The organism is Shewanella kaireitica (assembly GCF_023284045.1).
In the GTDB taxonomy this organism is placed as follows: Bacteria; Pseudomonadota; Gammaproteobacteria; order Enterobacterales; family Shewanellaceae; genus Shewanella; species Shewanella kaireitica.
On record NZ_JAKIKQ010000003.1, the window covers coordinates 58,421 to 71,034 of the forward strand.

Sequence of the window (12,614 nt, forward strand, 5' to 3'; positions counted from 1 at the left end):
ATCCCCTAATTTACTAAACTCATTATGCAACCTCTTCCCTATCTAAACGGCTACCAGAGCGAAATTCAACAGCAAGTTCAAACCTTATTATCTCAAGGTAAACTGGCTGATGTGCTACTGAAAAGACATCCAGAAATCCATTCAGTACGCACAGATAAAGCACTGTACGACTACACCATCGCTATAAAGAATCAATATCTGCGTAAGTCTCAGCCACTGTCTAAAGTTATCTTTGATGACAAGATATCCCTGAAGCATCAAGCACTGGGTTTACACTCCTATGTTGCACGTAAGCAAGGTTCAAAGATAAAAGCGAAGAATGAAATTCGTATATCTTCACGACTAAAGAGAGTACCGGAAGGGCTGCTAAGAATGGTGGTCATACATGAACTTGCCCATCTAAAAGAGAAAGAGCACAACAAAGCTTTCTATCAGTTATGTTGTCATATGGAAGGCGATTATCATCAACTTGAGTTTGAACTTAGGCTGTTGTTAACCCTAATCGATGCTGAGCAAAACCCCTATTGCTAAATTTGAACACCCTTTTATTGATAACGATTTTCATTTACAATATGCACAGTAAAGTCAATCTGTGAGTTGTAATGAAGCCAAAGCAGCAAAGTCATCAACAAAAATATCAAATCAAGTTAGCTAAATCACAGCGTAAACTTAACTTTTACTTGTCTTTAACCGCAACAAACTGCATCGAGCGTGCTATATCACAGAAAAAGCGCCAACGAAAAATAGAGAAATATCAGCTTAAAACTCTCAAGTATCAAGCGAAGCTTGCAAGCCTCAATAACGTAATCTCACATACTATTGCTTATAAAAGGCTGCATAGCGCGAATGACAACGGTGCTTTTACATCACTGAAACTCATCAACAAATTAGATCTTAGTAGCACAATGGCTCATCGCCCCTACAAAGCTAATCCATGTAAGAGTTGTCCAGCACTTAGAGGCAAAGCCTGCCTTTGCGCGATGAAACAGCAACAGCGCCTGCAAGCTTTATAGATTTGCTTATTTTGACGAAGATTGGCTATATTCGCCTTTGAAATACCGAATTTAAACTTGTCCCATCATCATCTTTCTCACCCGAACTAATTGTTCAAAGGCACCCATCTGCTTTTTAGATAATTGATTTGCCATTGGGATCTTGGCTTTCATTGGATCAACCGCTCGGCCATTAATATGGAATTCATAATGTAAGTGCGGCCCAGTAATCCTGCCTGTATTGCCCGATAGCGCAATGACTTGGCCACGAGATACTCGCTGACCTTTATGCACCAAAGATTTCGACAGGTGTAAATAGCGAGTGCGGTACTTATTACCATGCTCTATCACCACATACTTACCTGCAAATCGATGATCGGTAACCAATGAGACAATACCATCACCAGGCGCTACAACTTTGGTACCAATAGGCGTGGCAAAATCAGTACCATTATGTGGGCTTGTACGGCCTGTTACAGGGTGATGACGATGTGGGTTAAATCGAGAGCTTATACGATAATTTCGCTGCAGTGGAATTCGCTGAAAGGCGCGCGCTAAGCTTCTGCCCTGCTCATCATAGAAATTACCATCGGTGAATTGATAAGCATTAATGCTGCTGCGGCCACGGTCGATAGTGACCCCTAAGATATCACTAGACCCCGTAGCTACGCCGTCAATATATTGATCATTGATCAATACAGAGAACTTATCGCCTGCACGTAAGTCACGAGCAAAATTAAGTTTCTCTTTCAATAATGACTCAACCCGTTGGATCTGGGCGGCATTTAGCCCCATTTTCTGCGCTGAGAGATAAAAAGAACCATTTATCTCACCAGTAACACTGCGATTACGCCAAATGCCCTCAATGTTGACTTCATCGACATTAAAGGAGCCATCATCAAAACGGCTATAGGTAACCTGTCTAGCAGCGCTAAAGTAGAGTGTTAACTTCTCAAGTTTATCAGCTTCATCAAGCCAAAACTGAATCTCGTTACCAGGTTGCAATGTATCAAGTGCAAGTACGTTTAGATCTGCTTCTAACACACGATACATGGTTTGTTGATCTACGCCACCTTGTTCAAAAAGACCACTTAACGTGTCTCCTTTAACAATCACTTTTTCAAATCTAGGTTTATCTAACAGTGTATTGATTGCAGGGATCGGTGTTGACTGCGAGATCAAAGCATCTATATCGAGCTCTACAGGGATCCTTTGTGATAATAACTGTTGATTCTGTGGCAACATAAATGCAGCGCCAAACAGTAAAACCGAACCAATTAAGATTTTCCGATGCAGAGAAGGCAGAGCTGCAAAACGAAAAAGCGACATTTTAAAAAAAGAAATTTTACCTGACTGCAACCTAAGTCCAACCTTGAATTATTATTTGTTTCATTCACGCCAAATGCCCCCTATTAATGAAGGCTAGCGCCAATTTATACCAAATAAACTGCCTATAAAAAACTATTTCAGCGCACAAAACAGCAATTTTATTGCATGTTTAACCTGAAGTTCATCCGTAATAATCCTGCAAACAGGTGAATTAACTTGAAATATAGCGTCGATAAAAATGCTTAATCGATACAAAAAAGGCCTAAGTCGAATATCTAGGCCTTGTTAAAATCTTAAAGCAGGTTTCTAACGGCAAGCACTATCACTTTAAGGCAGAACGATAGAAATTTCGCTACCAACTGCGCTCTTATTAATATCGATACGGGTGGCAATCTGCTCTTTCATTTCAGAAACATGAGAGATAACCCCTATCATGCGCCCTGCTGATTGCAAGTCCATCAAAGTACGAACCGCCAAGTCGAGCGAATCTTGATCTAAGCTACCAAAACCTTCGTCGATAAATAAGGTATCTAACTTAATACCACCAGCATAAGCCTGCACCACATTCGATAATCCTAATGCCATAGACAGAGCAGCCATAAAGCTTTCGCCACCACTGAGTGTTGCAACAGGCCTTACTTTTGAGGTGTAGGCATCTTCCACTTCAAGCTCCAGCCCTGATGCTTTATTGCCTTTGGCACGCTCCTCCTTGCGGATTAAACGGTAACGCCCCTTACTCATAAGCTGCAGACGTTCACTCGCCTCGAGTAATACATCGTCAAGTAATACGCTCAATACAAAACGCTGTAAGCTTACCTTGTTGCCCGTTTGACCGTTGGCTACATCTGCTAAAGTACCAACGATTGCGTACTCATCTTCTAATTGTTTAGCTTGGGAATCGGCATCGTTAAGCTGCTCTTGAGTTTGCGTTAGCTGAGTCATGCGCCCTTGCATTGCTTGCCATTCTTGCTCAGCTTGCTGGCGCGCTGTTTGTAACAGGCTCATTTGAGCTGCAATATCTTCCAGTTCAGGTTTCGATTGCTGCTGCAGTTTCTCATGTAACTGAGCCAAATTAGCTTGGTTTGCGACACAATCCTGCTGATATTGATTTATCTCGGCAGCAAGTTGCTGTAACTGCGCTTCCGGCAACATGGCTTGCATTAATGACTGTTGCTCACTAAAGCCTGATGATACTAACTGTTCGTTAAGTGATATTTTTGCGTTACCAGCAAGTTCTGTCGCTTGCGACAGATTAACCTCTGCACTCACCAGCGCCGCTTTGGCTGATGCATCTAGCTCCAGCGCATCAGTGTGAGATTGACGAATAGCGTTTATCGATTTTTGTTGCTTAGCAAACTGCTGATTAGATTGAGCGATTGCGCTATTAAGCGAATCAACAGTGCGGTATTGCTCTGGAATAGCTGCCAAAAGCTGCTCTAACTGCCCTTGCAATGTGGCAACTTGTGTCTGTACGCCTTGGTATAGCTCGCGCTCTGTATCTAGTGCTGCTCGCAGTGTCTGCTCTTTAACTTGCCAAGTTTGTAGCTGCTCTCTTAATCTTGCTAATTGCTGTGTTGCTTGGCTAGCGGTTTCAACTTGCTTATTCAACGCTTGTTGTTGCTCGCCAAGCTGCTCAGCTGATAATGCAGCACTATCGGCTGTAAGCTCTATTCTTTGCTTCAGTTCATCAGCAACCTTTACTTGCTCTTGCAGTTTAGTACTGAGTCCGGAGTATTTTGCTCTAGCTTGAGTAAGAGCCTCCGCTGCTTGGTCCTCAGCCAACTGTGCTTGTTGCAATTGCTCTTCAGTTGGCAATTGTTGCTCACTTTGAGCAAGATGAGGGTGCTCAACACTGCCGCAAACAGGACAAGGTTGTCCCATAGTCAACTGTTGGGCCAACATCGCCGCCTGTCCACGGTGCCAAACTAACTTTAATGTTTGATGCTGAGTCTGAGCTTGTGTAAATACCTGCCGAAGCTGCTGACCTTGGGCTTTTGCAGCTGCCAAAGCAGCCTCTGTGATCTCAACTTCAGATTTGGCTTTTTGCCAATGAGTAAAGCGTTCAATTAATTCACTGTGCCCACTAAGCGCTTGTTGAGCATTCACCAACTCGGTAGCCGTAAACTCAAGCTGTGGCACTTGCTGCTCCGCCGTTTGCCTTTCAGCTAATAACCCATCAAGCGCAGCTTTTGCTGCCACACCTTTTTGTTGCGCCTGCTCGCGCTGGCTGCTTGCTAATGCCAAGGCTTTTTGCGCACTATCTAGCCCTTGAAGTTGAGGGACCAGCTGAGTTAATTGTTGTTGCTCACTTTGAGTTTGTTGAAGCGTTAGTTCTAGTCCCGCCAAGCGATTAAATTGAGTTAAGCTAAGCGCCAATGCGTTTTCAGTTTGCTGCTTGGCTAATTGCGCCTGCGTCACCACATGTTGAGCTTGTGACGCCTCGGTATCGCGCGCTAAAGACATTTCAAGCACAGGTTTGAGCTGCAGTGCCTTTTGACCTGCGTCTAGACTTGACAGCTGTAGTTCAACAGTCTCTTTTCGCGCGGCTAATTCAGTAGCGGTTTGCTTAAGTTTATCTAAGTATTCAAAATCGTTTCGCAGCAGTTTAGCCATTTCAAACTGCTTATTGATCTCAATAAGAGCAAGCTGTGCGGCTTCTTTCTTCTCTGCTGACACAGTAAGTTCTGGTGCAAGGCTATTAAGCTCATTTGCCAAAGCCTCATCAGACTCCACTGCTATATTATGCAACATACCTTCACGTTTATTGCGGTGATCTCGCACGGCGCCTTTTATTGCCGCAGCCTTAAACTTAAGTTTATCTTCTATTTTTCGATAAATTTGCGTCTGGAATAACTGGCTGAATATCTTCTCTCGATCTTTAGAGTCTGCCATTAACAACTCTCTAAATTTACCTTGAGGCAATACCATCACCTGCCGAAATTGATCCGCATCGAGTCCAGTGAGTAGCTCAATCTCTGCCGTAGCTTCAGACACTTTACTCGCTACAAGCAGGTGTTCAGTACCATCGGCATCCAGCTTAAATAGCTGCGCTTCAGGCTTTTGTACTGTATAACCATCGCCACTTTTCTTCGCTCGCGGCTGCTCAGGCACCCGGCGGATACGATATTGATTGTCAGCCAATGCAAACGTAAAAGTGACCTCTGTTAACACATCATCATTAGCAATATCGCAGCGCATCTGGCTGCCTTCACGCTCATCACCGGTGGTTTTACCATAAAGCGCAAAACAGATTGCATCGAGTAAGGTTGTCTTGCCCGCGCCTGTTGGGCCATTAATCAAAAACAGTGGATGAACGCCAAGTGCTTCAAAATCTGTGACTTGTTGGCCACTAAAGGGCCCAAATGCAGACATGGTTAACTTAATCGGCCTCATGTTTGCTCTCCCTTATGCAGGGAATCTATGGTGTCGACTATCGCACTGTGCTGCTTTTCAGTTAAAGACTCGCCATACACTTGAGAGAAAAAGTCACTGAACATATCCAGTTCACCTTTTTTAATATGCTCTTTACCAATATCAAGCTGTTGATTTTGTGCCATTAGACCGGTTCGCTCAAGATGCAATACATTAGGATACACCGCGCGTAATTTACCCATGGCGTCGAGAATCGCACTTTTATCAAGAAGGCGAACCATTAAGTAGTCATCTCGGTTAAGGTCAGTTTGTCCCGCAACTAAGATATCCGATAACAGCCCTTCAACGATACGAACATCTCGCATGCCATTTAGGGGTAACAAACTAATATCTGCTTTGCCAGCCGAGTCAAACTCAACCAGAGTGACTGACTTTTTCTGATTTTGCTCACTAAAAGAATATTTCAACGGCGAGCCTGAATATCGGATCTGTTCACTGCCTTTATATTGAGGGCCGTGCAAATGCCCTAAGGCCGTATATTGATAATCAGAAAATAGACTTGGTGATATTTTATCTGCGCCGCCAATACTTATTGGCCTTTCAGAATCCGACTCACTGCCACCATCTAAAAAGCAGTGACTGATCACCACTTTAGGTAGCTCTTTAGCATCATGTTCAGTCACTTGCTCAAGCAGCTTTATCATCGCCTCTTCATGAGTACTGACTTCACATTCAAACACGTGACGCACCGTGGCAGGATCAGCATAAGGAAGCGGGTAAAAAATAGCGTTTCCTTGCTTGCCTTTCAGCTCTATAGGATTTAGCGAAGCACTTAAAGGCCCCACAATATGCAGTCCACTGTCCTGCATCTGTCTTGAAGCAAAGCCTAATCGCTCATGGCCATCATGATTACCAGCAATCATAATGACTGATATTTTAAGTTCATTAACCAAGGTATTTAACACTTCATCGAGTAATGCGACTGCATTTGCTGGCGGCACTGAGCGATCATAAATATCACCTGCAATAATCAGGGCATCAACGTCTTGCTCTTTTGCCATTTCAATAATTTGCTGCAAGACATAGCGCTGATCGTCTAGTAGCGACTGATTATGCAGTTGTCTGCCAATATGCCAGTCAGAAGTGTGGATAAATTTCATGCATTCTCGTTTAAAAATGAAGGAGATGAGAGAGGCTTCTATAGTAAGAAAAGCCTCCTTGCTATACAAGTGTGATTGCCCGTCTTGGGGCTATTGGTCTTTCGAGCTTAGTTTTTTTTTCGAATTCAATGCTTTTAAGGCAAGGCTTGAGCGATGATGCTTAGCGGGCTAAGTGAAAAGCTCATCACGCAGCAATAAAAGCATTGAAACGAACCCGAAGGGCAGCGCTTCTTGGCTGTTTTTACTGCGCTGTAGGCTATTTGTGGAGAATAACTAAACGGAATAGTCTCCAGCTTGTTAAAATAGCCAATTAACGATTAAGGGGGAGAGTTTGGTTATTTGGACTATTACCCGCATTAACTTTTTGTAATGAATCATCCACGTTGGTGCAAGGAGCGCAACGTACAATTCAGTTCTCAGCAAACAACTCATTAGGATAACAAAATGAAATGTACTAAATTAATCTGTATTGCACTGGCTTTCACACCACTTGCAGCCTTTGCCGACAAAGAAGATGATGCTCTAGCTACATTGGCACTGCAACGGGCGAATTTTAGCTTAGAACAGGCAGTCGATAAGGTTACTACCGATTACGCCAAACATATCGTCGAGTTTGAAATTGATGATCATAATAATCAAGCAACCTACGAAATTGAAGCGGTTAACCTTAAAGCGGAAGAGAAACATAAGATTGAATTAAGCCTTACTGATGGTAGCGTGCTAAAACACAAAACTAAAAATAGCTTAAGCCGCTTAGATGATGAGGATTTGCTAGCATTACAAGAGTTACAGGCATCAAACTTTAACTTAAGTACAACCATTGCCCAGTTGAAGCAAAAATATGCTGCCGATGTCATCGAATTTGAATTAGAGAGCAAAAAAGGTATTACATTCTACAAATTTAAATTAATGGGTGAACAAGGCCTAACTCGTGTCATTGTAGATGTCACAACAGGTAAAGTTATACCGGTCATGAAGCGCTAATTCAGTCTATTTTATGGGGGAGACACACTCCCCTTAGGAGTATTTTTGCGAATTCTTGTTATTGAAGATAACCTAACAACTCGTCAATACTTACAAAAAGCCCTTAAAGAACAGGGTTATGAGGTTGATTTGGCTGAAAATGGCCAAGATGGTTTATTTTTAGCCCTTGAAGGCGACTACCAATTAATTTTACTTGATAGGATGCTGCCTAAACTAGATGGTTTAACAGTATTAACCACGTTAAGAAATGCGGGCAAAAAAACACCCGTTTTAATTCTAAGTGCTTTAGACAGCGTTTCTGAACGAGTAAAAGGATTGCGTGAGGGAAGTGATGATTACCTGATCAAACCTTTTGCTCTTTCTGAACTGCTAGTACGTATTGAGATATTGATTCAGCGTAAAGGGTCGAACAGTGACAAACAAACCAATGTCTTGCAGGTCGCTGATCTAAAGATGGAATTACTGTCTCGAAAAGTGTTTAGAGGAAATAATGAAGTTATTCTTCAACCCAAAGAGTTTAAGCTACTACGTTATTTAATGGAGCATAGCGGACAAGTCGTGTCTCGCTCATTACTGTTTGAAGCCGTTTGGGATTATCAATTTGATCCACAAACTAATGTGATTGATGTGCATATGGCAAGATTACGAAAAAAGGTAGAATTTGATGGTCTTCCCTCCCTTCTTGAAACAGTACGTGGCGTTGGTTACCGCATGGTGGAACAGGGTTAAATCTGCTCACTCAGTATGGCGTTTAACCCGCTTATATACGGGCTTATTACTATCAGTAGTCGCCATTTTGCTTGTTGTATTGTACCAATTAAGCATTGGTCAAATGAACCGACAACAACAATTACAAATGGCGAATATTATTGCTCAACAAACATTACTTGCTGAGCAATTGACGACTGCGCAATTTGTTGAACAATTTGAACTACAAGCTCAAAGCTCAAGGCAATACATCTTAAGCTATCAAACTAAACAACAATCTATTGGTAGATTGAGTGAAGCCCCTACATTACCTCAATGCCCAACCCTAAGTCGCTTCCCAATTTGGTTAGATCAATACGATGAAATTAGACTGGTTTCTGGTTGTGCACAGCCTTTAGGCTCGGGAACGCTCATCGTCGCCGTTGATGATGAATCATTATATGAGCTTAAAGCACAATTCATTAGCGCATCTGCGATAGCTTTGTGTTTGGCCATCTTGCTAGGCCTAATAACAGGCTTAATATTCTCCAAACGAGTGTTAAAACGCATCAATGGTTTTAACCAAGTGGCGTTGCAGGTTGAAGCAGGACACCTTAGCGCGCGGGTTGCGGTATCAGAGCAAAATGATGAGTACGACCACATGGCCTCACATATCAATACTATGCTTAGTCAATTGCAACATTCTTTTGAAACCATAGCGGGAATAACTGATGCGATAGCCCATGATTTACGCACTCCGCTTAGCCATTTAAGACAGCAAATGGAATCTGAAATATTAGATAAGCAGCTTGAAAACCTGCCAACTGAACAATTGGAATCGATGCTACATAAACTTGATGAAATACTATTCACTTTTAGTTCAATGCTTGAGCTCACCCGTTTGCAGCAGCAACGAGAGGACAATAGCCAAAATTTCACTAACGTTAATTTACAACAAGTCATCATCGACGCAGTCGACTTAATCGAGCCTCTTGCTGAAGAGAAGCAACAACTTGTGACTCTGCAGCTACCGTCTCCTTTATCGCTCCAAGGTGATGCCACTTTACTGTTTCGCGCCATATACAACCTATTAGAAAACGCCAGTAAATATGCAGGTGTTAATGCACAAATTGAAGCGAGATTGACGCCTAACGGATTTATCATTAGCGATAATGGCCCTGGGATCAGCGATAGCGAAAAAGAGAAAGTCTTTCAGCGGTTATATCGCATTGAAAAAAGCCGTGGAGTTGCAGGTTTTGGCCTAGGTTTAACCTTAGTAAAAGCCATAATACAACTGCATAGTGGCACCATTGAGTTGTTGGATAATAAACCAGGGCTCGCTGTTCAAATTACATTCTCAGACTAAGTGCTATTCGTAATTATCTACCAGCCGCTTACAGAGCACTTTTATTGTGCTTTGCCATTAATGTTCAACGGCCCAGCTTGGAAAGTGGTCCGCCATAGTGACAGCTTGTACCTACAAGAGTAAAAATATGTGGCTATAGAGTTAGCAACAAAGAAGAATTGCCTCAGAAATGGAGATGCTGACCGCAGAAAAAAGTGCAATGATGAACTTGCTCTGGGGCAGATAATGCCATTCACAGTGTACCCACGATTAGAATCTGCAAATTAAAGTGGTAAACAAAGTCAGCTCAGGTAAGACAATCAAGCTTAACGGCTAACATTGACCGCTTTGATGGCTAATACTCTAATGTGGACAAATTATTTACGATTTATCTTACAAAACATGACCCATTGCAAATTAGTCACTATTAAATAAAAAAATCAGTGCGTTTGTCGGTGAATATTGTTACTACAGGCTCTGATAAACCCTTTCGTCATTTTCAGGTATCGTTTTCATGCAGTATTCAAAGTTTGGTGAGAAATTTAATCGTAATTCCGGCATTAACCAATTGATGCAAGATCTTAACGACGGACTGCGCACACCAGGTGCGATTATGCTGGGAGGCGGCAATCCAGCCACCATTCCAGCAATGCAAGATTACTTTCATCAAGCATCAGCAAAAATGCTAGCAAATGGCGAACTTGTAGCAGCCTTAGGTAATTATGATGGTCCTCAAGGGAAAAATACTTTCTTAAAGGCGTTGGCAAACTTACTTAAAGAGACCTATGGCTGGGAGATCAGCGAAAAAAATATCAGTCTCACTAATGGTAGCCAAAGCGCATTTTTCTACTTATTTAATCTGCTCGCAGGCAAGCAAACTGATGGCAGTCATAAAAAAATTCTACTGCCGTTAGCACCTGAATATATTGGCTACAATGATGCAGGTTTAGACGATGATATTTTTGTCTCTTACCGCCCTGAAATTGAACAACTCGATAACCGCCTATTTAAATACCATGTCGACTTTGAACAACTAAAGGTTGATGATTCAGTGGCGGCAATATGTGTATCTCGCCCTACTAACCCAACGGGGAATGTACTGACTGACGCCGAAGTCGCCAAGCTCGATCAATTAGCCCGTGATAATGACATACCACTTATCATCGACAATGCCTACGGTACGCCGTTTCCCAATATCATTTTTGAGGAGGTTACTCCTTTTTGGAACAGCAATACCATCTTATGTATGAGCCTATCAAAATTGGGGTTGCCAGGCGTTCGCTGCGGCATAGTGATAGCGAATGAAAAGATAACACAAGCATTGACCAACCTTAATGGCATCATCAGTCTAGCACCTGGAGGTTTCGGACCTGCGATTGCCAAGCACATGATTGAATCTGGCGATCTACTGCGCTTAAGTGAATCGGTTATTAAACCTTTTTATCAGAAAAAATCTGAATTTGCGCTGTCATTGCTGCAACAGTCAATTACTGATAAACGATTCAAAATACATAAACCCGAAGGGGCTATGTTTCTCTGGCTCTGGTTCGATGAACTGCCGATTACCACTATGGAACTCTATCGCCGCCTTAAAGAACGGGGGGTATTGATTGTTCCTGGTGAGTATTTCTTCTTTGGTCAAAAAGAAGATTGGTCACACGCACATCAGTGTTTACGGATGAACTACGTTCAGGATGAAGAAAAAATGCGCACAGGAATTGCGATAATCGCTGAAGAAGTGATTAAGGCGTATAAACAAGCATAGCCTATTACTAAACAGAGCTTATAGATCATATAAGCTCTGTTTTACTTATCTGCAGCGCAATTTAATACGACAATGAATGACACACACCTGTAGTCAAAAACTCGTACCAATTCAGTAATGTAATGCCCTAATGTAGATAGTTTTCTCATACGGGGCATCAATCCAATACAGCAATTTAAGAAAAAAATCCATATTGATCAGACAGTAGCTTTACGCTCATGGCAATAGACATAATAACCACTAATGGCTTGATTATTTTGGTACCTTTAGTGACCACTAAACGCGACCCTAATGTTGCTCCTATTGCTTGACCAACAAGCATGACTGCGCCAAGCACCCAGAAAACTTTACCGCCGATGGCAAAGAAAGTGAGTGATGCGATATTGGTGGAAAAGTTAAGTACCTTGGCGTGGGCTGTCGCTTTTGCCAAACCAAAACCTGCGAGCGATACAAAGGCTAAAGCAAAGAAACTACCCGTGCCAGGACCAAAAAAACCGTCATAAAACCCAACGCCTAACGCCGCTGTAAAGGCAAAAACGGCTGGCGTAAGTACTTGATGCTTATCTTCTTCACTGATTTTCTTTGAGAACAGAAAGTAAGCACCAATTCCCAAAATTAGAAACGGCAGCATCACCTCAAGAAACGCCGTGTCTATCATCTGAACAGCAATAGTACCAAGAGCAGCGCCAACAAAGGCGCAGGCAATACTGAGCTTCATATCTGCCAAACTAACGAGCCCTTTACGGACGAAATACATACTGGCAAAAAAACTACCACCGCAGGCTTGTAACTTATTAGTGGCTAACGCTGCTGTTGGTGGTAATCCTGCCCACATAAGAGCTGGAATCGTTAACAGGCCGCCTCCTCCAGCAATGGCGTCTATAAAACCAGCTAGCATTGCCACAAAAAATAGCAGAGCAATAAGCTCTAAGGTAAGTTCGATTGTCATTTAGAATAAAGCCCAAGCCATTAAGTGCAGC

The 12,614-nt window shown here is 42.5% G+C and carries 10 protein-coding genes; 6 read left to right on the top strand and 4 right to left on the bottom strand.

Annotation, left to right across the window (positions count from 1 at the left end):
• The first annotated feature begins 24 nt into the window (after nucleotides 1–24).
• On the top strand, nucleotides 25–531 hold the full coding sequence (locus tag L2730_RS05310) for a M48 metallopeptidase family protein (protein WP_248973646.1): 507 nt from the start codon (nucleotides 25–27) through the stop codon (nucleotides 529–531).
• 71 nt (nucleotides 532–602) lie between these two features.
• Nucleotides 603–1,013, top strand: a complete 411-nt coding sequence (locus L2730_RS05315; protein ID WP_248973647.1) for a hypothetical protein — start codon at nucleotides 603–605, stop codon at nucleotides 1,011–1,013.
• 51 nt (nucleotides 1,014–1,064) lie between these two features.
• On the opposite strand, the gene L2730_RS05320 is transcribed toward L2730_RS05315, so the two are convergent.
• From L2730_RS05320 to L2730_RS05330, 3 genes are all read right to left on the bottom strand, one after another.
• Nucleotides 1,065–2,351 carry a peptidoglycan DD-metalloendopeptidase family protein gene (locus tag L2730_RS05320; protein WP_428848435.1) on the bottom strand — a complete coding sequence of 429 codons (1,287 nt, stop codon included), beginning with the start codon at nucleotides 2,349–2,351 and terminating at the stop codon, nucleotides 1,065–1,067.
• Between the two features lie 297 nt (nucleotides 2,352–2,648).
• Nucleotides 2,649–5,714, bottom strand: coding sequence for an AAA family ATPase (locus L2730_RS05325; protein ID WP_248973649.1), 3,066 nt, complete (start codon nucleotides 5,712–5,714; stop codon nucleotides 2,649–2,651).
• Entirely contained in the window at nucleotides 5,711–6,853 is a 1,143-nt protein-coding gene (locus tag L2730_RS05330; RefSeq protein WP_248973650.1) for an exonuclease SbcCD subunit D, read from the bottom strand. Before L2730_RS05330 ends, L2730_RS05325 begins: the two co-directional genes overlap by 4 nt.
• A 444-nt stretch (nucleotides 6,854–7,297) precedes the next feature.
• Here L2730_RS05330 and L2730_RS05335 point away from each other — a divergent pair, with 444 nt between their 5' ends.
• The 4 genes from L2730_RS05335 to L2730_RS05350 all read left to right on the top strand — a co-directional run bounded on the left by L2730_RS05335 (nucleotide 7,298) and on the right by L2730_RS05350 (nucleotide 11,634).
• The gene (locus L2730_RS05335; protein WP_248973651.1) at nucleotides 7,298–7,837 is read left to right on the top strand and encodes a PepSY domain-containing protein; all 540 of its coding nucleotides are present in this window, start codon (nucleotides 7,298–7,300) and stop codon (nucleotides 7,835–7,837) included.
• Nucleotides 7,838–7,882: 45 nt separating this feature from the next.
• Complete coding sequence (locus tag L2730_RS05340; RefSeq protein ID WP_248973652.1) at nucleotides 7,883–8,566, top strand: winged helix-turn-helix domain-containing protein; 684 nt, start codon at nucleotides 7,883–7,885, stop codon at nucleotides 8,564–8,566.
• The gene (locus L2730_RS05345) at nucleotides 8,502–9,890 is read left to right on the top strand and encodes a sensor histidine kinase (RefSeq protein ID WP_248973653.1); all 1,389 of its coding nucleotides are present in this window, start codon (nucleotides 8,502–8,504) and stop codon (nucleotides 9,888–9,890) included. The genes L2730_RS05340 and L2730_RS05345 overlap by 65 nt, the downstream gene beginning before the upstream one ends.
• 493 nt (nucleotides 9,891–10,383) lie before the next feature.
• Nucleotides 10,384–11,634, top strand: coding sequence for a valine--pyruvate transaminase (locus tag L2730_RS05350; protein ID WP_248973654.1), 1,251 nt, complete (start codon nucleotides 10,384–10,386; stop codon nucleotides 11,632–11,634).
• A gap of 175 nt (nucleotides 11,635–11,809) precedes the next feature.
• Here the strand turns inward: L2730_RS05350 and L2730_RS05355 are convergent, their stop codons facing one another.
• Nucleotides 11,810–12,583, bottom strand: a complete 774-nt coding sequence (locus L2730_RS05355; protein ID WP_248973655.1) for a TSUP family transporter — start codon at nucleotides 12,581–12,583, stop codon at nucleotides 11,810–11,812.
• Nucleotides 12,584–12,614: the final 31 nt, after the last annotated feature.

Coding starts and splice junctions, on each gene's coding strand:
- L2730_RS05310 (WP_248973646.1), top strand. CDS start 25: ATGCAACCTCTTCCCTATCTAAACGGCTACCAGAGCGAAATTCAACAG.
- L2730_RS05315 (WP_248973647.1), top strand. CDS start 603: ATGAAGCCAAAGCAGCAAAGTCATCAACAAAAATATCAAATCAAGTTA.
- L2730_RS05325 (WP_248973649.1), bottom strand. CDS start 5,714: ATGAGGCCGATTAAGTTAACCATGTCTGCATTTGGGCCCTTTAGTGGC.
- L2730_RS05330 (WP_248973650.1), bottom strand. CDS start 6,853: ATGAAATTTATCCACACTTCTGACTGGCATATTGGCAGACAACTGCAT.
- L2730_RS05335 (WP_248973651.1), top strand. CDS start 7,298: ATGAAATGTACTAAATTAATCTGTATTGCACTGGCTTTCACACCACTT.
- L2730_RS05345 (WP_248973653.1), top strand. CDS start 8,502: ATGGTCTTCCCTCCCTTCTTGAAACAGTACGTGGCGTTGGTTACCGCA.
- L2730_RS05350 (WP_248973654.1), top strand. CDS start 10,384: ATGCAGTATTCAAAGTTTGGTGAGAAATTTAATCGTAATTCCGGCATT.
- L2730_RS05355 (WP_248973655.1), bottom strand. CDS start 12,583: ATGACAATCGAACTTACCTTAGAGCTTATTGCTCTGCTATTTTTTGTG.